General features: G+C 40.6%; 33 protein-coding genes. 27 read left to right on the top strand and 6 right to left on the bottom strand.

What is annotated here, in order from left to right:
- Both Q0081_RS25880 and Q0081_RS25875 read left to right on the top strand, forming a co-directional pair.
- Complete coding sequence (locus tag Q0081_RS25880; protein ID WP_298360525.1) at nucleotides 1–912, top strand: J domain-containing protein; 912 nt, start codon at nucleotides 1–3, stop codon at nucleotides 910–912.
- A gap of 17 nt (nucleotides 913–929) precedes the next feature.
- Complete coding sequence (locus tag Q0081_RS25875; RefSeq protein WP_298360523.1) at nucleotides 930–1,280, top strand: hypothetical protein; 351 nt, start codon at nucleotides 930–932, stop codon at nucleotides 1,278–1,280.
- A gap of 2 nt (nucleotides 1,281–1,282) precedes the next feature.
- Here the strand turns inward: Q0081_RS25875 and Q0081_RS25870 are convergent, their stop codons facing one another.
- Nucleotides 1,283–1,888, bottom strand: coding sequence for a 2,3-diphosphoglycerate-dependent phosphoglycerate mutase (locus Q0081_RS25870; protein WP_298360521.1), 606 nt, complete (start codon nucleotides 1,886–1,888; stop codon nucleotides 1,283–1,285).
- Between the two features lie 269 nt (nucleotides 1,889–2,157).
- Here Q0081_RS25870 and Q0081_RS25865 point away from each other — a divergent pair, with 269 nt between their 5' ends.
- From Q0081_RS25865 to dinB, 25 genes are all read left to right on the top strand, one after another.
- The gene (locus tag Q0081_RS25865; RefSeq protein WP_298360519.1) at nucleotides 2,158–2,832 is read left to right on the top strand and encodes a BON domain-containing protein; all 675 of its coding nucleotides are present in this window, start codon (nucleotides 2,158–2,160) and stop codon (nucleotides 2,830–2,832) included.
- A 123-nt stretch (nucleotides 2,833–2,955) separates the two neighbouring features.
- Nucleotides 2,956–3,249 (top strand): hypothetical protein, encoded by a 294-nt coding sequence (locus Q0081_RS25860; protein WP_298360517.1) that lies wholly within the window; start codon nucleotides 2,956–2,958, stop codon nucleotides 3,247–3,249.
- Between the two features lie 46 nt (nucleotides 3,250–3,295).
- Entirely contained in the window at nucleotides 3,296–3,961 is a 666-nt protein-coding gene (locus tag Q0081_RS25855) for a DUF6629 family protein (RefSeq protein ID WP_298360515.1), read from the top strand.
- A 317-nt stretch (nucleotides 3,962–4,278) separates the two neighbouring features.
- Nucleotides 4,279–4,947, top strand: a complete 669-nt coding sequence (locus Q0081_RS25850; protein WP_298360513.1) for a BON domain-containing protein — start codon at nucleotides 4,279–4,281, stop codon at nucleotides 4,945–4,947.
- Nucleotides 4,948–5,019: 72 nt separating this feature from the next.
- The gene (locus Q0081_RS25845) at nucleotides 5,020–6,402 is read left to right on the top strand and encodes an NAD-dependent succinate-semialdehyde dehydrogenase (protein ID WP_298360511.1); all 1,383 of its coding nucleotides are present in this window, start codon (nucleotides 5,020–5,022) and stop codon (nucleotides 6,400–6,402) included.
- A 14-nt stretch (nucleotides 6,403–6,416) separates the two neighbouring features.
- Nucleotides 6,417–7,016: a heme-binding protein gene (locus tag Q0081_RS25840; RefSeq protein ID WP_298360508.1), complete on the top strand. Its 600-nt coding sequence runs from the start codon at nucleotides 6,417–6,419 to the stop codon at nucleotides 7,014–7,016.
- A gap of 151 nt (nucleotides 7,017–7,167) precedes the next feature.
- Entirely contained in the window at nucleotides 7,168–8,277 is a 1,110-nt protein-coding gene (locus tag Q0081_RS25835) for an alkene reductase (protein ID WP_298360506.1), read from the top strand.
- Between the two features lie 48 nt (nucleotides 8,278–8,325).
- Nucleotides 8,326–8,532 carry a hypothetical protein gene (locus Q0081_RS25830; protein WP_298360505.1) on the top strand — a complete coding sequence of 69 codons (207 nt, stop codon included), beginning with the start codon at nucleotides 8,326–8,328 and terminating at the stop codon, nucleotides 8,530–8,532.
- A 68-nt stretch (nucleotides 8,533–8,600) separates the two neighbouring features.
- The gene (locus Q0081_RS25825) at nucleotides 8,601–9,185 is read left to right on the top strand and encodes a hypothetical protein (RefSeq protein ID WP_298360503.1); all 585 of its coding nucleotides are present in this window, start codon (nucleotides 8,601–8,603) and stop codon (nucleotides 9,183–9,185) included.
- A 72-nt stretch (nucleotides 9,186–9,257) separates the two neighbouring features.
- The gene (locus Q0081_RS25820) at nucleotides 9,258–10,409 is read left to right on the top strand and encodes an efflux RND transporter periplasmic adaptor subunit (RefSeq protein ID WP_298360501.1); all 1,152 of its coding nucleotides are present in this window, start codon (nucleotides 9,258–9,260) and stop codon (nucleotides 10,407–10,409) included.
- An 84-nt stretch (nucleotides 10,410–10,493) separates the two neighbouring features.
- Nucleotides 10,494–11,258, top strand: coding sequence for an ABC transporter ATP-binding protein (locus Q0081_RS25815; RefSeq protein ID WP_298360499.1), 765 nt, complete (start codon nucleotides 10,494–10,496; stop codon nucleotides 11,256–11,258).
- Nucleotides 11,255–12,481 (top strand): ABC transporter permease, encoded by a 1,227-nt coding sequence (locus Q0081_RS25810; RefSeq protein WP_298360497.1) that lies wholly within the window; start codon nucleotides 11,255–11,257, stop codon nucleotides 12,479–12,481. Before Q0081_RS25815 ends, Q0081_RS25810 begins: the two co-directional genes overlap by 4 nt.
- A 150-nt stretch (nucleotides 12,482–12,631) precedes the next feature.
- Nucleotides 12,632–13,072 carry a hypothetical protein gene (locus Q0081_RS25805; RefSeq protein WP_298360495.1) on the top strand — a complete coding sequence of 147 codons (441 nt, stop codon included), beginning with the start codon at nucleotides 12,632–12,634 and terminating at the stop codon, nucleotides 13,070–13,072.
- 40 nt (nucleotides 13,073–13,112) lie between these two features.
- A complete protein-coding gene (locus Q0081_RS25800; RefSeq protein WP_298360493.1) occupies nucleotides 13,113–13,586 on the top strand; it encodes a Dps family protein in 474 nt (157 codons plus the stop codon).
- Between the two features lie 56 nt (nucleotides 13,587–13,642).
- Nucleotides 13,643–14,143: a general stress protein gene (locus Q0081_RS25795; RefSeq protein WP_298360491.1), complete on the top strand. Its 501-nt coding sequence runs from the start codon at nucleotides 13,643–13,645 to the stop codon at nucleotides 14,141–14,143.
- A 95-nt stretch (nucleotides 14,144–14,238) separates the two neighbouring features.
- On the top strand, nucleotides 14,239–14,622 hold the full coding sequence (locus tag Q0081_RS25790) for a hypothetical protein (RefSeq protein ID WP_298360479.1): 384 nt from the start codon (nucleotides 14,239–14,241) through the stop codon (nucleotides 14,620–14,622).
- 150 nt (nucleotides 14,623–14,772) lie between these two features.
- A complete protein-coding gene (locus tag Q0081_RS25785) occupies nucleotides 14,773–14,916 on the top strand; it encodes a hypothetical protein (RefSeq protein ID WP_298360477.1) in 144 nt (47 codons plus the stop codon).
- 164 nt (nucleotides 14,917–15,080) lie between these two features.
- A complete protein-coding gene (locus tag Q0081_RS25780) occupies nucleotides 15,081–15,521 on the top strand; it encodes a hypothetical protein (protein ID WP_298360475.1) in 441 nt (146 codons plus the stop codon).
- Nucleotides 15,522–15,577: 56 nt separating this feature from the next.
- Nucleotides 15,578–16,216: a porin family protein gene (locus Q0081_RS25775; RefSeq protein ID WP_298360473.1), complete on the top strand. Its 639-nt coding sequence runs from the start codon at nucleotides 15,578–15,580 to the stop codon at nucleotides 16,214–16,216.
- 151 nt (nucleotides 16,217–16,367) lie between these two features.
- A complete protein-coding gene (locus Q0081_RS25770; RefSeq protein WP_298360471.1) occupies nucleotides 16,368–16,796 on the top strand; it encodes a hypothetical protein in 429 nt (142 codons plus the stop codon).
- Nucleotides 16,797–16,809: 13 nt separating this feature from the next.
- Nucleotides 16,810–16,977: a hypothetical protein gene (locus Q0081_RS25765; RefSeq protein WP_298360468.1), complete on the top strand. Its 168-nt coding sequence runs from the start codon at nucleotides 16,810–16,812 to the stop codon at nucleotides 16,975–16,977.
- 97 nt (nucleotides 16,978–17,074) lie between these two features.
- Nucleotides 17,075–17,245, top strand: coding sequence for a hypothetical protein (locus Q0081_RS25760; protein WP_298360466.1), 171 nt, complete (start codon nucleotides 17,075–17,077; stop codon nucleotides 17,243–17,245).
- A gap of 428 nt (nucleotides 17,246–17,673) precedes the next feature.
- A complete protein-coding gene (locus Q0081_RS25755) occupies nucleotides 17,674–18,618 on the top strand; it encodes a ParA family protein (protein WP_298360464.1) in 945 nt (314 codons plus the stop codon).
- Nucleotides 18,619–18,630: 12 nt separating this feature from the next.
- A complete protein-coding gene (locus Q0081_RS25750) occupies nucleotides 18,631–19,473 on the top strand; it encodes a hypothetical protein (RefSeq protein ID WP_298360462.1) in 843 nt (280 codons plus the stop codon).
- 197 nt (nucleotides 19,474–19,670) lie between these two features.
- Nucleotides 19,671–20,738 carry a DNA polymerase IV gene (gene dinB / locus Q0081_RS25745; RefSeq protein ID WP_298360460.1) on the top strand — a complete coding sequence of 356 codons (1,068 nt, stop codon included), beginning with the start codon at nucleotides 19,671–19,673 and terminating at the stop codon, nucleotides 20,736–20,738.
- A 27-nt stretch (nucleotides 20,739–20,765) separates the two neighbouring features.
- On the opposite strand, the gene Q0081_RS25740 is transcribed toward dinB, so the two are convergent.
- From Q0081_RS25740 to Q0081_RS25725, 5 genes are read right to left on the bottom strand one after another with little or no spacing between them, the layout of a single operon-like run.
- The gene (locus Q0081_RS25740; RefSeq protein WP_298360458.1) at nucleotides 20,766–21,692 is read right to left on the bottom strand and encodes a cyanophycinase; all 927 of its coding nucleotides are present in this window, start codon (nucleotides 21,690–21,692) and stop codon (nucleotides 20,766–20,768) included.
- Nucleotides 21,693–21,709: 17 nt separating this feature from the next.
- Nucleotides 21,710–22,291 (bottom strand): phytoene desaturase family protein, encoded by a 582-nt coding sequence (locus tag Q0081_RS32010; RefSeq protein ID WP_409034101.1) that lies wholly within the window; start codon nucleotides 22,289–22,291, stop codon nucleotides 21,710–21,712.
- Nucleotides 22,273–23,136 (bottom strand): phytoene desaturase family protein, encoded by an 864-nt coding sequence (locus tag Q0081_RS32005; protein ID WP_409034100.1) that lies wholly within the window; start codon nucleotides 23,134–23,136, stop codon nucleotides 22,273–22,275. Before Q0081_RS32005 ends, Q0081_RS32010 begins: the two co-directional genes overlap by 19 nt.
- 53 nt (nucleotides 23,137–23,189) lie before the next feature.
- Nucleotides 23,190–24,437 carry a sulfite dehydrogenase gene (gene soxC, locus Q0081_RS25730; RefSeq protein WP_298360456.1) on the bottom strand — a complete coding sequence of 416 codons (1,248 nt, stop codon included), beginning with the start codon at nucleotides 24,435–24,437 and terminating at the stop codon, nucleotides 23,190–23,192.
- Nucleotides 24,434–25,099, bottom strand: a complete 666-nt coding sequence (locus tag Q0081_RS25725; protein ID WP_298360454.1) for a c-type cytochrome — start codon at nucleotides 25,097–25,099, stop codon at nucleotides 24,434–24,436. Before Q0081_RS25725 ends, soxC begins: the two co-directional genes overlap by 4 nt.
- Nucleotides 25,100–25,112: the final 13 nt, after the last annotated feature.

The raw sequence follows: 25,112 nt of genomic DNA, 5'->3' as shown, positions 1-25,112 counted from the left end.
GTGGAGTATAAAGATTACTATAAGGTACTGGGAGTTGATAAAAAGGCCACGCAGGACGAAATCAAAAAAGCATTCAGGGTATTGGCCGTTAAGTATCATCCTGATAAAAATCCCGGTAATAAAGAAGCTGAGGAAACCTTTAAGCTCGCCAACCAAGCCAACGAGGTATTGAGTAATCCCGAGAAGCGAAAAAAATACGATGAGTTAGGGGAAAATTGGCAGCAATATGAGCAAAACGGTGCGTCCAAAGGTGGAAATCCATTCGGAGGAGCTTCGGGAGGGCCGTATTATTACGAAGAGGGGGGCAACGGCCCGTTTGGGAATAGAGGGCAGGCGGATTTTTCTGATTTTTTCGAACAATTTTTTGCCGGTAATGCAAGAGGAAAAGGAGGTTCTCAAAGCAGAAAAGGGGGAGATTATGAAACTGAAATGGAAATCACCCTCGAAGAAGCGTATCAGGGTACGAATCGCACCATTCAGGTAGAAAACGAGAAGTTTCGAATTGCGGTTAAACCCGGCTCTTACACGGACCAATTGCTGCGTATAAAAAACAAAGGAGCCAAAGGAAGCAGCGAAGAGAATCGCGGCGATTTACTGATTCGAATAAAAGTTAAACCGCATCCGCAATTGGTTCGCAAAGGAGATGATTTATCAATGGTGTATGCTATAGATTTATATACCGCAGTTTTAGGCGGAGACATTTTAGTTAATACGTTATCGGGACAGGTAAAGGTAAAAATTGCGGAAGGAACTCAAAACGGCAAACTCATTCGCCTAAAAGGGAAAGGAATGCCCGTGTATGACAAAGCGAATGATTTTGGAAATTTTACCATTGTATTGCAGGTACAAATTCCTGCTCAACTGACCGATATACAAAGAGAGTTGTTTGAACAATTGAAAGCGACGGTGTAATTATAAATGGTACAAAAATGGATACGATAAGCCTTTATTCCTCTACTGAATTTCAACTTTCCATAGGTGAATTTGAAGATGCCTTTTATAACGCCCGACGACGATACTCACTTCGTCATTTGATATTTTCGGGAGATGTCACTCAGGAAAACATACTGGATGCCCTGCAAAAATCAATTCAAATCTGCAAATTAGCGGGCATTAACAGCAGGCACCATTTCAAAAAAATATACGTGTATGACGCCGACCTTAATACCATCTGTATTGATTGGTGCATGAGTAAAAAAGGGTTCAATTTAATGGTTATGCAATTACCCTCCTTAAACGAAAAATTAGCCCGCTGGTTGTGGAAATTGGCTGATTTGTAAGGTTATAAATAATGTACATTGAGCAATTTCAGTTCATTATCAAATGTATATAACCTCGGCAAACCCGTCGCTATATTTACTTCTGAAATGGCCTGCGGGCTGATATTTTCCAAATACATCATCAAAGCTCTCAGGCTATTGCCGTGGGCTACTATCAAAATATTCTGTCCCGCTTTTAATTTGGGCTCAATTTCCTGCTTATAATAAGGAACAGCTCTGTTAAAAGTGTCTTTTAAACTTTCCCCTTCGGGCGGACGTACGTCATAACTTCTTCTCCAAATCTCTACCTGTGCGTCACCGTATTTCAAGGCGGTTTCCGCTTTATTAAGTCCTTGTAAACTGCCATACTTTCTTTCGTCAAAGGCCGCAATTTTGACAATGGGAATGGTAGTTTGCTTCATTTCTTCTAAAATAATTTCCAACGTTTTTTGTGCTCTTTTAAGCATGGAAGTATAAGCAATAGCAAAGGTAAAATTCGTTAGTTTTTTACCTGCCTGCTTGGCCTCTTCTTCTCCCAAAGGAGTGAGCTCTACGTCTGTATTTCCCGTAAAACGGTTTTCTAAATTATAGGTAGACTGTCCATGCCTGATTAGTGTCAATAATGCCATCCTTTATTTTTCTATGAGGAATTAATTTCGTTGTTAAATGATAACGAAATACAACATACGTTTATTAGGCAACCATCAAAATAGAAGCCCTCCTTTTCTGAAATGTATTCAAGTCGCAGTAGCTATCTTTATAATCAATATGAATAGCGCTAATAAGCATTCTTGATGTGTGAATAATGTAACCATTTATAATAATGATGTAACATTTCAGCGCTTAAAAGTCTCATCTTTGCCCCGTGGAAAATCTTTCACAACTAAAAATAGTTACTATGAAAACTAACGAAGAATTACAAAAAGATGTACAGAATGCCCTTAAATGGGAGTCATTATTAAATGCTGCAGAAATTGGAGTTTCGGTGAAAGACGGTATTGTTACATTGACGGGAAATGTGAACAGTTATTCCAAGAAATCAGAAGCGGAAGAGGCCGCTAAAAATGTGGCAGGAGTCAAAGTAGTAGTCGAAGAGATTAAAGTTAGATTTGACAATACGTTGGCTAAAAAAGATGATAACAACATTGCCAATGAAGTCATCAATGCGTTTAAATGGAATTGGGAAATTCCCGCCGACAAAATAAAAGTAAAAGTTGAAAAAGGGTGGGTAACGCTCGAAGGAGAGCTTCATTGGAATTATCAAAAAGAAGCGGCCAAAAATGCCGTAAAAAAATTGTTGGGCGTAACGGGCGTATCAAACTACATCACTATTAAATCCGAAACCAACGATGAGATTGAAAAACATGACATCGAGAATGGTTTAAAACGGAACTGGTCAATTAACGACGAAGATATTCACGTGAAAGTGTTAGCTCATAACGTAACTTTAACCGGCATCGTTAATTCATGGTACCAGAAAGAGGAAGCCGGACGAATTGCCTGGAATGCACCCGGGGTTTGGACAGTCGATAACGAATTAGTAATCGATTATGATTATGTCTTGGTAAATTAGCCTGGTAAGGGGGATTTTTTCCCCTTTTTAACGTAAAAATTAACTTTTGAAAGTAGTAATTATGATTAAAGAATAGCTCTTTTTTAGTCAAACAGGCGGTGATAGATACATGACAAAATAAAAATGTATAAGGAAATTTTGCTTTACGAAATAGAAGCAAATACGAATTCTTACAGTAAGAATGTGAAAATTACTGAAAAAGGAAATAAGAGATATACCAACGGAGTTAGCCTAACCACTATAGCCATTTTAATTTCAATAGTATTACTTCTGTCAAATAAATTTATTGCAATAGAAAAAGTGCCCGCAAAAGTTCAGGTGGTAAACATCAATAAAATCCCAGTAAATAATTTACTAATTGACAGTGCTTCTGCCCGAACTCTTTTATTGAAAAAAAATAAAAAGACTGATAAATAGTTCATTACAGCTAAACTTATTCTCATTCATTTCAAATAATAACTTTATGTGCTTTTCGGCTAATGCGAGTTTTGGGGCAGGTGTTGTTCTTTCGGTTATTGGTGTTGTATCAATAAAAAAAGCACACAAACCTTCCCAATTACTTTTTGCGAGTATCCCATTGATTTTTGCGGTTCAACAGGTAGCGGAGGGCATTTTGTGGGTAACACTCCCAAATCTGGACAATGTTGCCACGCAAAGAATTGCAACCTATACCTTCCTGTTTTTTGCCCAAATTCTCTGGCCACTGTGGGTTCCCGTTGCCATAATACTGCTTGAAAAAAACAGTACTCGAAAAAAAGTACAAAAAATACTGATAGGAGCGGGTATCATAGTTGGATTTTACCTGGCCTACTGCTTGTTGTCGTATCAGATACAGGCAAAAATAATCGGACATCACATTGCCTATATCCAAAATTATCCTGCGTCGCTTCGAATATATGTTATTGGGTTATATGCTTTAGCAACCATTGCTCCTCCGTTTTTTTCACACATAAAAAGAATGTGGATGTTAGGCGTAGCAGTTTTGATTTCTTATTTAATCACAGCTCTATTTTATGAGCACTATATTCTATCTGTTTGGTGTTTTTTCTCATCCATCATCAGTATATCCGTTTATGCTATTATGATAGAAATTTCAAATTCAAAACAACAGATTGCACCCGTTTGGTAATGGGCTGTAATAAAATTTGATGTGAGAGTGGTGACCTAATCTGAATTTTTACTATTTATGATATGGTAAATAGCGCGTTAATAGGTATGAAAATTTGATATTGTTTACTCCTTTTTTTCGTTAACAAGCTTAACTATTGAACGACTATTTTAGGTGCCGAAGCTCCCCTTATAATACCCAATTTGATCATAACTATTTTAACTGAAATAATGTGTGAATCATGTAATTTATTTTGATACTAATGTAAGGTTTCAGCTGAGTATAATACACACCTTTGTGCCGTTGTGAAAGTTCATTCACAATGTAAAATAGGTATAATGAAAACTAATCAGGAACTGCAGACAGACGTTCAAAACGCCATCAAATGGGAGCCGTTGTTGAATGCAGAAGAGATTGGAGTTACTGCCAAAGATGGTGTTGTTTCTTTGACCGGTGTGGTGGACAGTTATGCAAAAAAAATAGAAGCAGAAAGTGCTGCAAAAAAAGTAATTGGAGTAAAAGCTTTGGTTGAAAAAATTGAAGTGGAACTTCCTAAATCATGGTCAAAGACTGATGCGGAAGTTGCGAATGAAGTGCTAACGGGTTTAAGAAATAACTGGTCGGTTCCTAATGATAAAGTAACCGTAAAAGTGGAAGATGGCTGGGTTACTTTGGAAGGTGAATTGCCTTGGAACTACCAAAAAGATGCGGCAAAAAGTGCGGTAAATTATCTGACATGTATTAAAGGAGTAACCAACAACATTAAAATCAAATCGGAAAGCCACGATGTGATTGAAAAGAAGGATGTTGAAGATGCTATCGGCAGAAGTTGGTCAGTAGATAACAGTGATATTAATGTATCAGTGTCTGCAACAACAGTTACTCTAACAGGAACGGTTGATTCTTGGTATCAAAAAGATGAAGCAGGTCGTATTGCTTGGGATACTCTGGGTATATGGCACGTAAAAAATGAATTGGCCGTCGATTATGAGTATGCTTTTAGTTAATTAATAATTTTTAAGCAATGGAGAAACCCACCGCTTAAAAATTCAAAAAATAACCTTTCCAAAAATAAAGTTATGACGTTTCAAACAACAAATCCCGCGACCAATAAAGTAGTCAAATCTTTCGATGAAATGACGGATGTCGCGGTTGATAAAGCGATAATAAAAGCAGCAGATGCATTTGACGAATGGAAGAAAACGGACTATAAATTGCGAGCGCAGCTATTGTATAAAGTAGCTGGTTTGCTCAGAGCAAACAAAAAAGAACTTGCCCAAATGATAACGTTAGAAATGGGCAAACTGTTAACTCATGCTGAAGGGGAAATAAAGTTAAGTGCCGAAATATTTGATTACTACGCAAAAAATGCGGAGGGGTTTTTAGCAGACAAACTATTAAACCCAGTTCACGGAAAAGCACTCATACGATACAGCCCCATTGGAGTGTTGCTTGGTATCCAGCCCTGGAATTTTCCGTTTTATCAGGTAGCCCGTTTTGCGGCACCCAACCTCATGATCGGAAATACAGTATTGATCAAACACGCTGCCAATGTACCGCAATGTGCCATAGCCATTGAAGAACTATTTACAGAAGCCGGAGCACCGCTTGGACTTTATACCAATCTTTTGGTTTCTCACCAAAGGATCACTGAATTGGTAGCCGACAAAAGGGTCAAAGGAGTATCGCTTACGGGTAGCGAAACCGCAGGGGCAAGTGTCGCCGCAGAAGCAGGTAAGCATATAAAAAAGTCCGTTTTAGAATTGGGGGGCAGCGATGCCTTTATTATTCTGGAAGATGCCGATATTGACCAAGCCGTGGAGTGGGCAGTTGTCGGCAGAATCAATAACAACGGTCAGTGTTGCGTGGCTTCCAAACGCTTCATCGCCGTAGAAAGCATTGCAGACACATTTCTGGAAAAATTCAAAAATAAATTAGCCGATTTGGTAGTTGGCGACCCTATGGAAGCCGCTACTCACTTAGGCCCGCTTTGCACAGAAGCAGCAGCCGTAAAAATAGCCGACCAAGTAAAGAGAGCGGTGGATGGTGGTGCAAAAATTTTGTTGGGAGGCAAAAGAGTAGACCGAGAAGGGGCTTATATGCAGGCCACCATTCTAACCGATGTAAAACCGGAAAACCCCGTTTTTTACGAAGAATTTTTTGGCCCGGTGGCGCTTTTCTTTAAAGTGAAAAATGAAGCGGAAGCCATTGCGCTGGCCAATGATTCTCCTTTTGGTTTAGGCGGTTCGGTGTTTACGCAAGACATTGAAAGAGGCAAACGAATTGCTAATCAAATTGACACCGGAATGGTTTTCATCAATCACCCAACTTGGACGCAAGCCGATCTGCCATTTGGAGGCACAAAAGGCTCGGGCTATGGACGTGAAATGGCGGAGCTAGGTTTGGATGAATTTGTAAACAAAAAACTAATCCGGATAAGTGAATTAAGCGACCCTTTTTAATCGTTAAAACCACCATGAAAATTGTTCTCGTACTAACAATCATCATTTTTGTTTTATTCATTGCCTTTCAAATATACGCCACCATGTCAGTCAATAAAACAGAAACCCAGGCTTACAAAGTAATTCGGACGGAGGGAAATTTTGAAATTCGACACTATCCCTCCGCAACGATGGCAATGATTACGTCTTCTGCCAAAACCTACAAAGAACTGGGCAGTTCAGGCTTCGCAAAATTAGCCAGTTACATTTTTGGTGGAAATAAAGATAAAATGAAAATAGCCATGACTTCTCCAGTACACATGGATATCGGAGATTCGGTTTCGAGTATGAGTTTTGTGATGCCTTCAAATTACAATAAAGACAATTTGCCACGGCCTGACAATTCAGATATAGCTATTAAAACTACGCCTGACGAATACGTGGCTGCCATTCAATTTGGAGGATTTACTTCAGACGAGAATATAAAAAAGTACACTGAAATGCTTGAAAGTTCTCTGAAAGAACATCACCTTTCTTACTACGGGAATTTTCGCTATTTAGGATACAATCCTCCCTACCAACTAATTGGAAGAAAAAATGAAATTATTGTGTCACTTAATTGGGATTCAAAATAAAGCATTTAAGTAAGCATACACTATAGTTTTAAAATTCACGGCCGAAGCAGTGCTTATTATCAACGGTTTAGCGGCTTTGCGCGGTTCGCCGCAGCGGTGATTAAAATTGTCTTATTACTTAACTTAAATAGTCGGTGTAAAAACAAATAAAATGAAAAACTACAAATTATTTGCCGCTGCAAAAGTCGGTTCTTTAGAACTAAAAAATCATATTGTGATGGCTCCTATGACCCGATGCCGAGCTATCGACAATATCCCCAATGACTTAATGGCAAGTTATTATCAACAACGAGCCACGGCCGGTTTAATTATCACCGAAGGCACCTCACCTTCTCCCAATGGATTGGGCTATGCCCGTATTCCGGGCATTTTTAGTGAAGCACAACTACTCGGTTGGAAAAAGACAACATCAGCAGTGCACAAAAGCGGTGGAAAAATAATTGTGCAACTGATGCACACGGGAAGAATAAGCCACATTCTGAATATGCCAAAAGGTACGCAGATAGAAGCCCCTTCTGCTATAAAAGCAACTGGTCAGATGTGGACAGATGCCAAAGGAATGCAGGACTACCCTACTCCCAAAGCAATGACTACTGAAGACATTGTTTCGACTCAAGCCGAGTATGTAACAGCTGCCAAAAATGCAATGGAAGCAGGATTCGATGGCGTTGAACTGCACGGCGCAAACGGCTATTTACTCGAAGAATTCCTGTCACCTGCCAGCAACGTCCGTCACGACAAGTATGATGGCACGATTGAAAATCGTTGCCGCTTTGTGATTGAAGTGGCAACCGCAGTGGCAGCCGCCATTGGTAAAGATAAAACAGGGATTCGTTTATCTCCCTATGGCGTGGCGGGCGACATGCCCAATTATCCGGAAATTGATGCAACCTACGATTACCTCTCAAAAGAACTCAATAAATTGGGGATTGCTTATATCCATCTTGTTGACCATTCTGCCATGGGTGCGCCCACGGTGCCTATTGAAATTAAAAAATTGATTCGTCACAATTTTAAAAACACCCTTATTATTTGCGGGGGCTATGACAAAGACAGCGCAGAAGCCGACCTTGAAAGTGGCTTGTGTGACCTTATCGGATTTGGCCGACCATTTATCAATAATCCTGATTTAGTAGAACGATTAGAACACAATCAGGAATTATCGCAAAATCTTAAAACGGAATTATTCTATACGGCTGACGAAAAAGGCTATACAGATTACCCCAATTTCAAAGAACAGTTAGTACTTCAACTTGAATAAAAACCAGCATCCTATTAGAACCTATCCTAACAATTAAATAAAATAATCATGGAAAAGAAAGTTGTAAAAACTGTAACGGTAAAGCCTTCGGAAGCAAAATCTTTAAAAGAAAAAATGATAGAAGCAGTGCATAAGGTTCTCAAAGAGAATAAAGATGAATTAACGGATAAAATTGAGAAGGTAGTAAAAAAATCCATTAAAAAAATTGTAAAGAAAACAGATAAGAAAATCAAAAAAGCAATTAAAACTAAATAGATGAACATTTCTACCACACTGTGCACAAATTTGACAAGTGATTTAAACCATTTATTAGAAATAAAAATATGAAAAAGTTACTTTCAATTGCTGTTTCAATGCTTGTTTTTGTTACAGCCATCAACGCCCAAACAGAAAAGGCGGCGATTAAAAAAGACATTGCACGAATTGAGAAAAAAGAAGCTGAGCTTAGTGTAGAAAAGCACGAAGCTAAAATGGAGTTGAGAGAATTGGCGGGAAAAGAGGTAAGTGAACAATCCAAAAAACAGCTGATGAGCGACTTTGGCATTTCCCAAAATGCACAGTGGGAAAGAACAGACCATTTTGATGAAGCTACTTTTATGAAGGACGGAAAAATACAAACTGCCTTCTACGATTATGATACCAAATTGGTAGGTACCACTACGATTAAAACCTTCTCGGATTTGCCTGCCATTGGCCAAAAATACATCAATGAATATTACAAAAGTTATACCGTAGGCGACATTATAGAATATGACGACAATGGTCCTGTCAATTCCAACATGATTTTTTTCAATAAACGATTTGAAGACGCCGATCATTACTTTGTAGAATTGAAAAAAGAAAACAAGAAAATTGTGGTACAGGTGAGTATGGATGGTACTGTATCTTATTTTACGAGACTCATATAATCAACGTTATGTATTGCGCTTAAAACTTCTCAAAAAGTCTTAACTCTTGAGAGGTTTTTTCCATTTTCTATAATGAAAAAGAAAATCCTACTTATTTCATCCGTCGTGGCAGTGGTACTTGCCTTGGCGGGTATTTACTGGTATCGACTTCAAAATAAAGCCAAAGTCTATTATTGGAGAAGCGTATCCGTCGAAAAAGGCGATGTCAATGTATTAGTGACCGCAACCGGAACCATGGCTGCCGATACGTCGGTGGATGTCGGGGTTCAGGTTTCGGGAACCTACGCGAAAATAAAGGCAGACTTCAATGATGTCGTAAAAAAAGGGCAGGTGATTGCCATACTGGACACTACCCTGTACGTGGCTGCCAAATTGGATGCGGCAGCCGCTTTACAAAGAACAAAAGTGGCGGTAGTGCAGGCAAAACGGGAATTGGATAGAGCCTGGACTTTATTTGACCAAAAAATGGTATCAAAGGCCGATTACGAGTTGGCTTCCACGGCTTATCAAACGGCCAAAAGCAATATCACCTCCGCTCAGGCTCAACTCAACCGAGCTTCGATTAACCTTCGGTATTGTACCGTAAAGGCACCCATCAGCGGAATGATTATTGCCAGAAACGTGCAGGTAGGCAACATGGTGATTGCAAGTTTTAACAGTCCGGTCCTGTTTACGATTGTCAATAACCTGAAAAAGATGCAAGTGCAGGCCAATGTGGATGAAGCTGATATTGGGCAACTTAAACTCGGTCAAAAAGCCAAATTTACGGTGGATGCCTACCCAAAGGATGTTTTTGCGGGTACCGTCACTCAAATAAGGCATCAGCCGGTGGTGGTTTCGAGCGTGGTGAATTACGTCGTAATTATCGAAGTGCCCAACCCCGAGTTGAAACTGATACTGGGCCTGACGGTCAATTCCAATATTTCTATTCAGGAACGAAACAATGTGTTGAAAGTAGCCACGGGCGCTTTCACGTTCACGCCTTCGGCCGAGTATCTTCAGGCGTCTGAATTGCTGCCCGATTCTACCAAAAAATATTGGTTACAGAAGTTGCGCAGCAACAGCGAATTGAAAAAACAGCAAATCGTTGAATCGGAAGCAACAACGGGATTTCTATGGCTTATCAAAAAGAAAAACGTTTTTCCGGTACAGGTAACGAAGGGGTTGAATGATGGCTCTTTTACCGAAATTCAGGGAAATATATTCAGGAAGGAAGTTTGGTAGCCACGGGCGTCAATCAATCACCACCCACCGATACAAAGTCTTCGAGTCCGTTCATGCCGAAAATGCCGAGCAGAAAAAGATAACATGAAAAACCCGGAAAACCTGATTACCGTAAAAAACTTGGTAAAAACCTACAAAACAGGCACTACCGAAGTTCCCGCACTTAGTGATGTTTCACTTACGATTGATAAAGGCGAATTTTTGGCCATCATGGGAGCGAGCGGTTCGGGAAAATCTACATTTATGAATATTCTGGGCTGTCTCGATAACCCAACTGCTGGAACGTATACAATGGAGGGTATAGATGTTCTTGGACGAAGCAGGGATGAATTGGCAGAGTTACGAAACCGAAAGCTCGGTTTCGTTTTTCAGTCGTTCAATATTTTACCCCGTACTTCGGCCTTGGAAAATGTGGAATTACCCCTGCTTTACAACAACACCATTTCACCCAAAGACTACGGCGATAAAGCTCTCGATGCCCTCAAATCCGTCGGATTGGGTGACCGCGTCAATGCTATGCCCAATGAGTTGTCGGGAGGTCAGCAACAGCGAGTGGCCATTGCCCGCTCGTTAGTGAATGACCCCATCGTAATCATGGCTGATGAGCCTACGGGCAACCTTGATTCACGCACCAGTTACGAGATTATGCAGATTTTTCAGAAATTGAATGACGCCGGAATTACCATTGTGATGGTGACGCACGAACCCGATATTGCTCAATTTGCCAAGACCAACATTGTTTTCAAAGACGGGAAAATCATTGCCAACGAAGCGGTAAAAGAGCGAAAAAATGCCACCGAAGAATTGAAACTCATCGCCCAACTCTCGGAAGAAAAATCAACTACATGAGAACCTTCAACTTATTTAAAGTAGCTTTTCGCTCCTTGATGCGGAATAAACTCCGAAGTTTTTTGATCATGCTCGGTATCATCATCGGCGTAGCTTCGGTGATAGCCATGTTGGCCATTGGCGAAGGCTCCAACCAAAACATCAAAGCCTCCATTGCCAGCCTTGGCACCAATTCCATCATGGTTTATCCCGGCAATAACATGTCGGGAGGAGTAAGTCAGGGGGCTGCTTCCAACAAGACCCTTCGAATCGAAGATGTGGATGCTATTAAAGCCAATTGCGATTTGGTCAATTTTGTATCCCCCGTTGACCAAAAAAGAGCACAGGTCATTTACGGCTCTCAAAATTGGAATACTACGATTTTGGGAGTTACCAACGACTATCTGGCCATTCGTTCGCTCACGATTGCCCAAGGCAGTACCTTCACGGTCAATGAAGATCGTACTGCTGCCAAGGTGTGTTTGGTCGGTCTCACGGTGGTGTTAAATTTGTTTGGTGATGAAAATTACAATCCAATTGGCGAAACAATCCGGATTAACAGTATTCCCGTAAAAATTATTGGTGTACTTACCAAAATGGGCCAAAATACCTTTGGGCAAGACCAGGATGACATTATCATTGCGCCGTTTTCGACGGTTCAAAAGCGGATGATGTCTTCTTCCATGTACATCAACAGTATTTTGGCTTCGGGAAAATCGGAGGGTCAGGTAGTGGATGCGGTCGATGAAATTTCGATTTTATTACGCGAAAAACACAAGATCGCACCCTCCGACGACAATGATTTTACGGTTCGTACGCAGTCAGAAATCAGCACAGTTTTTGGGACTATCTCTAAAGTCATGACCATTTTGCTCGCCAGTATTGCCGGTATCTCGCTTTTGGTGGGAGGAATCGGCATTATGAATATCATGCTGGTATCGGTTACCGAGCGGACCCACGAAATAGGCATACGCATGGCCATAGGAGCAAAAGGAAAAGACATTTTGACGCAGTTTATGATAGAGTCGATAGTCATCAGTTTTGTAGGCGGAATCTTTGGAATCGTACTGGGAATAGTGGCATCACAATTAGTGGCAAAGTTTGGCGGATGGCCCGTCGTCATCACCATTTCTTCCGTGCTTTTGTCGTTTTTGTTTTCATCCGCCATCGGCCTTTTTTTTGGATGGTATCCGGCACGAAAAGCTGCCGCGTTGAACCCAATTGATGCGTTGAGGTATGAGTAAATGCAAAGCTTCAAAATGTGTGAATGTTGTAACTCTTTGAAGTAATTATGTAATGATTTTTGAAGTGAAAAAACTCACCTTTGTCACGCAGGTTATTTCAAAAGATGGACTTGCAAAGAACAAATTATTAATTCAATAAAAATAACTGAAATGAAAAAATCAATTATCGGATTGGCTGCCTTTGCCTTTATTGCTCTTTCACTGGTAACAAGCTGTAATAGCTCCGAAAAAAAAGTAGATGAGGCTAAAATTGAGGTGATGGAAGCCAAAGTAGATTTGAAAGAAGCAAAGGAAGAATACCTTATTGATGTAGAAAACTATAAAAAAGAAACGGCTGAAAAAATCGCCGAAAATGATAAAAAAATCGCTGAGTTTAAAACCCAGATAGCATTTAAGAGGAAAGAATTCAAAGATGATTATCAAAAGCAAGTAGATAAGTTGGAGAAAAAAAATAATGATATGCAAAAGAAGCTGGACGATTATAAAGTTGAAGGAAAAGAAAATTGGGAAACATTCAAAACAGAGTTCAATCATGATATGGACGAACTGGGTCAAGCTTTTAAAGATTTAACCGTTAAAAATGTCAAATAACTTGAAAACAAACACCGAGCCGCTATTAACGAACGGAAGTATGAAACCTGAAATTGGTATTACAGAAAAGCACCTTCATAAAAGCATTACGTTGCTTTCGGCGATTTTATCCAATGAAATGACTTTGTATGTCAAAACAAGAAAATTTCATTGGAATGTATCGGGAGAAAGTTTTATGGAGCTCCATAAATTATTTCAAAGTCAGTACACTGAACTGGAAGAAACCATTGATTTAGTAGCGGAGAGAATTAATAAATTAGGAGGTAAAACAATAGGTACGATGCAAGAATTTGCCGAACTGTCCACCATCAAAGAATCTCCCGGTAAGTATCCTACCCAAAAAGAAATGATGAAAGAATTGTTGGGCGATTATGAATCAGTGATTGTACAACTAAGGAAAGATATCGAGGTATGTAACGAAAAAAATAAAGACGCTGGCACCACCGATTTTCTGACCAAAATCATTGAACAACACGAGACAACTGCTTGGGTATTGAGAAGATACCTGAACTGATTTCTTCGTCATATATATACAATCGTTACTTAAAAACACACCTTAAAAAAAATTCGATGGACAAAGAAAATGCAATGGTTGCGCTCTACGACACGCACGAAGAAGCAGAAATGGCAATCAGAGAATTACAGAAAAGCGGTTATGACATGAAACAGCTTTCTATCGTAGGGCAGGATTACCACACCGACGAGAATGTAGTTGGGTACTACAACATGGGCGACCGAATGCAAAAATGGGGTGGTATTGGAGCTTTCTGGGGCGGGCTGTGGGGATTGCTGTTTGGTTCTGCCTTTTTTCTTATTCCTGGAATAGGGCCTTTACTGATTGCAGGCCCTTTTGTGACGTCATTGGTGGGAGCATTGGAAGGAGCGGTAGCCGTCGGGGGACTGAGTGTGCTTGGGGCCGCTTTAGTAAGTTTAGGAGTTCCGAAAGACAGTATTTTGGAATATGAAACCGACATTAAAGCCGGCAAATTCATACTTTTAGCGCATGGTACAGCCGCACAGATAGAAACCGCCAAGGAAACCTTGGGAGTAGGCGACAAAATTGTGTATTAAAAAGGACTATGTATTCGTGGATTGATAAAAGAAGGAGAGAGCATTTCTCCCTTCTTTACACGACTTATTTACATCATTGAAAACTTATTACAATCATGACAAACTCAAAAAAAATAGGCATTTGGATGGATTCGGAAAGCGCCCATTTAATGGAACTTACCCCCGACCCCATTCAAACTACTATTATTGAATCAAAATTTAATCATCAGGAAAAAGAGTTTACGCTAAGTAAGAGTGAAAACCTGATGCATAATAAAGAGCAACATCAGCAGTCAGAATATTACAAAAAATTGGGTGAAGTAATCAGAAATTACGAAGAAGTGCTGCTCTTTGGACCTACCAATGCCAAAACTGAGCTGGCTAATATTTTGGAAGCTGATCATCATTTTGATAAGATAATCATCAAAGTGAAGCCATCTGATAAAATGACGGAAAATCAAAAACACGCTTTCGTAAGAGATTATTTTTCAATGCGTTAGATTTTTTCTGTAAAAAGCATCTTTCTTCAACTGATGACCGGTTACTGCGGGTATTGGCTTCATTTCAACAAATACAAACACTTTTTCTCCAAGTACGAATGATTCTTAGATCAACTCACAATTGAGTATAGAGTGAAACACAAAGATAGTATGAGAGAAATTGAAAAAGAAAGTATCAAAGATGAGGAATCATCTCGTAAAGTACATATAAAAACTATTATTTTTTCAATCGTTCTCGTAGGAATTGACTTAATGGTAGTTGCGTATTTATTGGGGTATTTGACAATGGGTTAACCTAAAATTAATCGTTAATTTCTGTGGAAAATGGCGTTTAAAAATGTGTGACATGTATAAAAATCCCTTATAAATGTATAATACTTTACAGTTTTAATAGTGCAAAATTTGTATGTAGGTACTGCACCACATTAAATCTTGAATTTAAATTAATAAAGAAAAAAATGAAAAAATCAATCTTAACATTGACAATCTTTGCCTTTACAATAGGTGGAATTTTAACAGGCTGCATGAAGCCCTCTCAAAAGGTAAAAGTGGCTCAGGATAATGTAACAAAAGCCAATGAGGACTTAGATAAAGCGAACAAAGAATACTTGGATGAGGTAGTCACTTATCGGAAAGAAATAGCAGAAAAAATAGCGGAAAACGACTTAAAAATAACGGAGTTTAGTACTAAAATAGAAAACGAAAAAGAAGAAGCTAAAGTCGATTATCGGAAAAAAATTGCTGAACTCAAGCAAAAGAACAACGACATGAAACTAAGAATGGATGACTATAAAGTAGACGGAAAAGAAAGATGGAAAATGTTCAAGACGGAGTTTAGTCACGATATGGACGAGCTTGGTAAAGCATTTAAAGATTTGGTAGTTAAAAATACCAATTAGCCTCTATTTCAAATAGTTAAAATAAAATTGAAAACAAAGTATTAACCACCAAGACAATGAAAAATTTACTTTTATTACTGCTAATCATTGCATCAGCCTTCACGATTAGCCACGCACAGGGAAGTTCGGATGATGGACGGGAAAAGATTCAGGTCGGAATTAAGGCAGGAATTAATTACTCAAATGTCTATGATTCAAAAGGAGATCAATTTAACGCAAATGCCAAAGTTGGTTTAGCTGCGGGTGTATTTCTGGGTATTCCACTTGGCAAATACGTGGGTATCCAACCCGAAGTATTGTTTTCTCAAAAAGGATTTCAGGCAACTGGTACAATACTGGGCAGCTCCTATGATTTTACCCGTACCACCAATTATATTGATGTTCCCCTGTTTCTTGCCATAAAACCCGTCAGTTTTTTAACGCTCTTAGTCGGCCCTCAATTTTCGTATCTTTTGAAACAAAAAGATGTGTTTGCCAATGGAGCTACGACGATTCTGCAGGAGAATGAGTTTGAGAATGAGAATATCCGTAAAAATACATTATGCTTTATTGGCGGTGTCAATATCAACGTAAGCCATCTTGTCATCGGTGCCAGAGCGGGATGGGACAGTATGAACAATAACGGAAATGGAACTTCTACCACTCCACGTTACAAAAACACTTGGTTACAGGCGACAGTTGGATTCAGATTTTAAAAAGCCGAAGTTTAATCTTTAAAATGGCTGCCAAATCTTCGCATGGAAGCTGATTAAAAAACAAAAAAGCCATTTCGTAGCAATGTGAAATGGCTTTTTTGTTTAGTTTTTTCCACAAATAAATTAAAAAAAATATTTAAAAACTTAACCAATGAAAACAATACTAAAAAATAACATACTGACTGTTCTAACCCTTTTAGTGCTATTATCACTTGCGTCCTGTTCTAAAAAAATCAACTTTTTAACATCCCCCGTCGTTCCTGCAGCGCGAGGTTATGTAAATATAAATCATGACAGAAATAAAAACTACGTTATTCAAATTCACTTATTCGATTTAGCGGAAGTCCAACGACTACAGCCATCAAAACAAACGTACGTAATTTGGATGGTTACCGATCAGGATATAACTAAAAATATTGGGCAAATAAAAAGCTCAACGGGTATTCTGTCAAGGCAATTAAAAGCGTCTTTTGAGTCAGTATCTTCATTTAAACCTACCAAACTATTTATTACCGCCGAAGACGATCCGAGTACTCAATCTCCGGGTACCCAAGTCGTGTTATCAACCGATAATTTTTAAATACAATTGTAAAATGAAAATATCGATTCTTGTTGTTATGCTCTTGCTAAACAAGAATCTCTTACAAACTACCGGAGCACAGGCGCGTGTCAATGTCAACATTGGCGTTCAGCCTCAATGGGGTTTTGTTTATATCATTTCATCGCTTTATTCATTTTTGATTTGGCAAAAGTGGGAATGATGTAATTCTTTGAGTTAAATGTGTAACACAATTAAGTGGAAAGAGAGTCATCTTTGTATCATGGTAGTTGAGCAAAAAATATAAAATAGTATAAGTCATGGAAATTTTAATATTGGTGAGTATTACAGGGTTAGTAGGTTTAGCAGTATCTGCTGCCATGTTCTATATGGCCCATACTACTCAATCTGATCCATTGAAAGGACTTGACAGTCAAGAACGTAACGATTTATTTCGCCGTTTAAAGTTTAATGCAGACCGTATCAAATAGTCATGTCTTTTTATTAATCGAATTCGTTTTTTGACTGACATCTTATAGAAACACAAAAAGGAAGCAACTACGTTTAGGTTAAGTTATAGTAATAAAAAACGTATTGAATCATTGCCTGAACAGGGAAGTAAAACAGGCTCGAAAAAGACAGACACGAATAATGGATAAAAATTTTTCTAAGGTTAAGGGTTTAGGAATGTAGGAGAGTAGGAAGGTTTTGCTTTCCTACTCCTTTTTTTGTCAGCAGGTGTCAGCAGTTATTTCTCTGCTACGTGGTCTCCTAAAATTTGATTCTCTCGCAAAAGACTGCACTCCCTCCTACCCTTTCAATTCGTTTTTAGTCGATGATTTTTAGATAAAAGTTTATCTAAAAATTTAAATAATGATAGATTTGTATCTATTTTTGTCGAGCTAAAATCTAAGCCTCGATGATTACACAAGAAATAGTTTTTCGTTTCCTGCAAATGAAACCTGCGCTCAATCATTCTCAGATTGAAAAGGAAGCAGGACTACCTTCAAAAACGCTGTATAAAGCCCAGGGCGGACTTATCAAACTCAATGAAAAACATTTGGCAAAGTTACTGCCGATACTTCGAGATTACGGGTTTACCGAGGAACTATTCAGCAAAGCACGGGTGATTTCCATTGTCAATCACAAAGGCGGGGTGGGAAAAACCACGTCTACCATCAATTTGGGAAAAGCCCTTAGTTTGCTCGGAAATCGGGTACTGATGATTGATATGGATTCGCAGGGTAATTTATCGCAATGTTTTGGGGTTCATCAGCCCGAAGAACAGGTCATTGATTCATTATTGGACAAACGGCCGCTTCCTATTTTGGAAATAGAGCCTTTGCTCCACCTCTCCCCTTCCGACATTCAAATGGCGTATCGTGAGTTAGAACTGGTTAATTCCATTGGCAGCGAAAAAAGGCTTTTCAATAAGTTGTCCCCCTTTCTTGAAAATTACGATTTTATACTTATTGACTGTCCACCGGCGCTTAATGTGCTTACTACGTGTTCGTTAGTGGCTTCGCACGAGTGCCTCATCCCTATTCAGCCCGAAGCATCCGCGTATCACGGCGTAGAAAACCTTTTTAATCGCATTCTTGAAATCAGAGAACATTTGAATTATTCCCTGCGTGTTCGCGGTATCTTTTTTACGATGGTTCACAAAAAGCAAAGTATTCATCGTAACATGATTGACCACATTCGAGAAGTGTATGGACATTTTAAGATTTTTGACTCCCAAATCGAAATGTCCACGACCATCAAACAGTCGCAAGTCGCTAAAAAAGATTTGTTTGATTATTCTCCCAAATCCCTTTCAGCAAATCAGTATCTGGACTTGGCAAAAGAACTTATCACCCTCTAACTTCAAAAAAGTATGGCAAAGGATTTTATGGCGGGTATGAAAAAAGTAAGTTCGCAGCTCCCCACCTCCTCGTTTTCCGAAATCGAAAAAATCAAAAAACAGATTATTATCAGTGAAGAACTTCGACAATTCATTACCCCGCTAACTGCCGAAGAATACAAAACCCTCGAAGCCAATTTACTCAAACAAGGCTGTAAAGACCCGCTGACCGTGTGGGAAACCACAAATCAGATTGCAGGATTAGGAGACGGTGAGGAAACGGTGTACGTACTGATTGATGGCCACAATCGCCACAAAATTTGTGAACAGTACAACATCGACTATAAGATTGCCCTTCTGAAATTTGAGGATATTGAGAAAGTCAAAGATTACATGATTGACTTTCAATTGGGACGGCGAAATCTAACTCCCGAGCAAATGTCTTATTTCAGAGGTTTAAGATACAACCGCGAAAAAGGCGGGCAGGGAAAATACGACCGGGAAGCAAGCAGTATTGATTTGTCGAAACAATTGGCGGATGAATTTCAGGTAAGTCAGCGAACCATAAAAAACGACGGAAATTTTGCCGCAGGCGTCTCCAAATTCGCCCCTGAATTGCAGCAACAGGTTTTAGCAGGAGCTACCAATTTGAGTCGAACTGCCGTTCAGGATTTGGCCAAAAGAGAAGACATTGCTGCCAGCTCCATTCAATCACTTGAAGTGCTCTCCGAACCAGCTTCTAACTTGCCTTCACCCTTCTTAAACGAAGGCGCACAGCTGAAAAAAGAAATAGCCCGGTTGGTCACTAATGTGTCCACTAAAAGCGATTACGCTGTTATCGTGCAAAAGGTAAAAGAGTTAAAAAAATATATTTAATTTACTGAAAATCAACACTTTAATTCATAAGTGCAAGTTTTGCACTTATGAATTTTTTCTTTTACAATGAGTTGAAAAATCAGCCCGCCTACGTTTGTACAAACTTTTCGTTTTTCAAACAAAAATAGAGTTAACTTTCTGAAAACAAATTGATTATCACATAAGTGCAAAACTTGCACTTATGGTTTTTCTCCAAAATGAACCGAAAGATTATTCATATTGATATGGACGCTTTTTATGCGTCTATTGAGCAGCGTGATAATCCAGACCTGCGTGGAAAGCCTGTGGCCGTAGGGGGAAGTTCAGACCGAGGTGTGGTTGCGGCAGCAAGTTATGAAGCGCGAAAATTCGGAGTTCGTTCAGCCATGGCTTCTAAAATTGCCATCCGTAAATGTCCTCATTTGGTGTTTGTAAAACCTCGTTTTGAAGCTTACAAATACGTTTCTCAACAACTAAAAAGCATTTTTGCCGACTATACTCTTCTGATTGAACCGCTTTCTTTGGATGAAGCCTATTTGGACGTAACAGAAAATCTGAAAGGAATCCGCTCTGCCACGCACATCGCCCACGAAATCAAACAACGCATTTTTGAAACTACGCAATTAACGGCTTCAGCGGGGGTATCGTATAACAAGTTTCTGGCTAAATTGGCGTCTGATTTCCGTAAACCCAATGGAATTTATGTCATTCAACCCAACGAAGGCGAAACTTTTGTAGCTACTTTACCCGTAGAGCGATTTCACGGAGTAGGGCGAGTCACGAGTGAAAAGATGAACAAAATGGGTATTCTGACGGGCGAAGACCTTAAATCGAAAACTGAGGTTTTTCTTCGCACTCATTTTGGGAAAATAGGGAGCTATTACTACAACATTGCCCGAGGCATAGATGACCGTCCCGTAGAATCTGACCGCATTCGTAAATCTGTTGGCTCCGAAAATACGTTTGAACAGGATTTGGAAACGTTGGCCGAAATGGAAAGAGGGATACTCCCACTCATTGAAGACGTTTGGAAATGGTGTACCCGTACCCAAATATACGGGCGCACCGTTACGCTTAAAATCAAGTTTAACGATTTTCAAACCATTACTCGCAGTCGTTCCGCTTTTTTACCGATTCGAGAAAAAGTGTTGTTTGAAAAAATTACGTTTGAATTACTGGAAGAAAATTTTCCTTTGGAAAAACCTGTCCGCCTGCTGGGTGTTTCGCTGCACAATCTGGAAGATGGCCACCCCACCGAAGGACAACAACTCACCCTAAATTTTTAAAGGCTCCTCCCCTACCCTTTTCAAAACCTATCGATTCCCGGTTTGTACGGATTGACGACGTGTTTCCTGAATCACTTTACGGTTACGAAGGTCATATTTCTGACCATTACTCAGGAAGAAGAACGGACCATTGGAGGCTGTATTTACTTCCTGATTATTGAGCGTATGTTTATTACCGTTTCCAATAATGGTATTGTAATCATAAATCGCAACGTACGATTTCCCAAGTACTTCCAATGAGTCTTTTTGAACCACCACCGAGGTAGATTCATCCAATCCAATTCCAATTAAATCAGGGGATTGTTTGATAAATTCCACCAAATCAAACTCCCGATTTCGGCGAAGCAAATGCTGGTCAATGGCTGAATTTTTCAAAAAACCCAGTCCTTGGGTATGATCACCAACCAAAATGTGAGGACCTTTGGTATCTCCGCGCCATAGAAAAGAGCCTTGAATACTGGCCCCCGCCGACGAACCGGCAATCACCCCGCCACGGTCCAGCACTTCTTGAAATGCTTGGTGGGTAAGGGTATTCAAATACGAATCAGCAATGCGCCACTGACGACCGCCCACAAAAAATACGCCCGTCGCTTCGCGGAGCGGTGCCACAAAAGCCTCACTATTAGCTTCTTTGAGGCTTTTGGTGTGCAGAAGGGTTACCTGAGCTACACCCGTATTTTTTTTCAAAGATTCTACCGCCGGCCTATCCAAAGCGGCCGTATCACCTGCCGCAGCCGTTACCACCACCAGTTTGGCTTTGTCTTTTCCACCTGCTAATTCTACAAATTTGCTCCAAATTTCGGGAGTAACCGTTCCTCCGCCAATGATGATGAGGGAGCCTTTTTCAGGACCGTGTCGGGTTGGAGATTTTTCGTTAATTCTGATTGGGGTTTGGCAAAATCCAATGGAAGCACTTAGAAATAAGGCAAGTGTAAAGTAGATACGTTTTTTCATGTTGATGAAGGAATTGGTTATAATTTGATGTTAAAAATATCTTTCAGTGCCCGTTTTGCCGCATGGTATCCGCACATTCCGTGAACACCGCTCCCCGGTGGCGTAGAAGAAGAGCAAATATACAGTCCCTTAGCCGAAGTTCGATACGGTGACCACCTCAATGCCGGCCGGGTATACAATTGTGCCAAATCAATGACACCTCCGTTGATATCACCGCCGACGTAATTAGGGTTGTGCTCTTCCAGTTGAAGTGTATTGAACGTATGTTTGGCCAAAATCCGTTCCCTAAAACCGGGCGCAAATCGTTCAACCTGACGTTCAATGGCTTCCGTCATGTCTTTGGTGGAGCCGTTGGGTACATGGCAATAACCCCAAACCACATTTTTATCTTTTGTTGGAGAACGGGTCGAATCAAACAGGCTTTGTTGCGCCAGTAATACAAACGGTTTTTCGGGAGAACGGCCGTTCCAGGTTGTCTGTTGAGCAGCAGTTATTTCCTCAAAAGTATTTCCCAAATGCAGAGTTCCGGCTTGTCGACAATTGGGAGAAGTAAAAGGCACTTCGCCTTCAATGACCCAATCTACCTTGAAAACTCCCATCCCGTAGCGGTATTTTTCGAGTTGCCATTTGTAGATGGAGGAAAAACGATGTCCGGCAATTGTCGGGGCGTAATATCAAACAACACCGCTTTGGAAGACGGCAACTGCGCCAGCGATTCAACATTGAAGCTGGTTTCTATTTTTCCGCCAAGAGAGGTAAAATAACTCGCCAAAGCATTGGCAATCTGCTGAGAACCACCCTTCGGAATGGGCCAACCTCTACTATGCCCTGCCGCTAAAAGTACCAATCCAATCGCTGAAGTGGTCAGTTTATTGAGTGGCAAAATCGAGTGAGCCGCCATCCCTGCCCACAAACCTTTGGCAACGGAAGTACGAAACCGTTTGGAAATCCAAGTGGCCGGCTGCAAGGCATTCAGTCCAAATTGAGCCAGTTCAATCGGTCTTTTGGGAATGTGCAACGGGCCTAAAATTTCAGGAATCAGCGAGTGAAAATTTTTCTTAATCGGACCAATCAATGAAAGATAATTTTCTTTGTCTATTCCCAACAACGAAGCTGTTTCTTCGATGGAATGGGTCAGGATAGCAGAGGTACCGTTATCGTAAGGATGGGCTAAAGCAATGGGAGGCTGAATATACTCCAAACTGTGTTCTTCTAAGGGCAAGGAATTGAAAAAAGGAGAGGCCACCGCCATGGGATGGATGGCCGAACAAATATCATGTTTAAAACCGGGCAAAGTCAATTCGGCCGTTCGTAACCCTCCTCCGATGGTAGATTTGCCTTCCACCAACAGTACATGAAGACCTGACTTTTGCAGGGTAATAGCCGCCGCCAGACCGTTGGGACCTGAGCCTACAACGATGGCATCGTACTCTGTTTTGCTCATAGTTACAATCAGACTTTTACAATAATGCATTAATTACAAAAGCCTTAACAAAATTATCGAAAAGTTTCGGGCTTGAACAAAACCGAACCGTCGCGTTTGATTTGCCAAGCTGTAATGGGATTGAAATGATAACCTACGGTTTCTCCGCGTGCTTCTACCAATTGTTTCAATGTGGGCTGAACGTAGCCCGTTTCGTCCGTTACTCGACTCAGGATTTCGGTTTCTTCGCCTTTCCATTGCCACAAATGTCGAAAAACCGTGTGCGCTTTGTCCAGAATGGGGTCTTGCAAATTGGCGGAATGCCACGATTTTCCGGCATCGGTACTCACTTCCACTTTCACTACTTTACCGCGACCGCTCCACGCAATGCCCCGAATCTCAATCCACCCTTTTTCAACGTGCTGAGGGTAGGACGGATAAGTGATGATAGAACGCGCATCCATGTCAAAACTGAATTGTCGGACTTTTCCATTCACTCCCTCGGTATATTTGGAGGTTTCTTCGCGGGTCATGAAAGGTTGGTCAGAGAGTTCCAAACGTCGCAGCCATTTCACACTCGTATTTCCTTCCCAACCGGGTAAAAATAATCGTACCGGATAGCCCTGTTCGGGTCTTAACGCTTCTCCGTTTTGGGCATAAGCCAGAATTGCATCGTCCCAGCCTTTTTTGACGGGAATGCTGCGCGTCATCACGGTGGCATCGCCTCCTTCGGCCAAAAACCAGGTGGCGTTGGGTTTAACACCCGCTTCTCTGAAAATCGTTGACAGTTTTACACCCGTCCATTCACTTTGACTGGTTAAGCCACAGATGTCCTGAGGTCTCAGCGCTTCTTTGCCCGAACGAAAATTGCCCGAACATTCCAAAAATGCAATTCTCGAAACCGATGGAAAGCGCTTTAAATCAGCCACTTTAAAAATAAGCGGTTTTTCAACCAACCCATGAATCAACAATTCGTGTTTGTTGGGATCAATGGCTGGAACACCGCCGTGATTTCGCTCAAAATGCAAATCAGAGGGCGTAATCGTTCCATAAATATCCTGCAACGGTGACCGCGATGAGGTGGCGGAAGGGTCTTTAATTAACTTTTCAAATGACGAGCGCGTACCGATTTCTCCCGGAGGAATGCCCATTTTTTTGGTAGGGTCATCATCGGCCAAAGCCGCCTGCGGGATTGCTTTTTGAATGGTTTGTCCGTTGGCCGTTTGAACAATGGCCACGGCTGCGGTAGCCGCACCGCCGAGAAGTTTACGCCGGGAGATTTTCTCCGTAAACTGACTTATCTGAATGAGTTTATTTTTCATTTTACTTCGGGTCCTCCTTTGCGGTCGTCAGGTATAAACAATTTTTGAGCGGGCATCACTACTTTGGGCAGTGACTTCGCATCAATTACGGTTTTCTCATCAATTAATTTATTGGCATTCAACAGATAAGCTGTCAAATGATACACTTCTTCGTTGGTCAACGAACCTGGTGCATTGAAAGGCATAGCCCGACGAATGTAGTCGAATACCGTCGTAGCGTACGGCCAATAATTGCCAATCGTTTTTTCCGGGCGTTTTTCCTTGGCATCTGCAGTAGTTGTGACTAAAGAACCATTGGGGCCACCGATTCCGCCTGCTCCGTGACAAGCCACGCATTTTGCATCGAAAATAAGTTTCCCCCTAGATGAAATCCCCGAACCGGTCGGTAATCCTTTGCCATCGGGACGAACATCAATGTCCAGTTTATCAATCTCTGCTTGCGTAGCCGGCCGCCCAAAACCAAAAGAAGAGGGGAGGAGAGTAGTGTCAGAAAAGCTGTTGAACCCACTAACGGGCGGTAGGGATTGCTGAAAAAAAGAAGCGGATAAAGGGGGGGTATCTGAACCAGTACCCGAGTTTTTTTCATAGAAAACTCCCAACACTGAAATCAGGATTGGGAGTTGAAAAAGCAACTTTGATGTAATTCCAATTGGTTTTTGCATTCTGATTTTACTT

It is taken from the genome of Runella sp. (assembly GCF_027484545.1).
Lineage (GTDB): Bacteria > Bacteroidota > Bacteroidia > Cytophagales > Spirosomataceae > Runella.
This window is presented reverse-complemented; position numbering and strand designations above follow the sequence as displayed.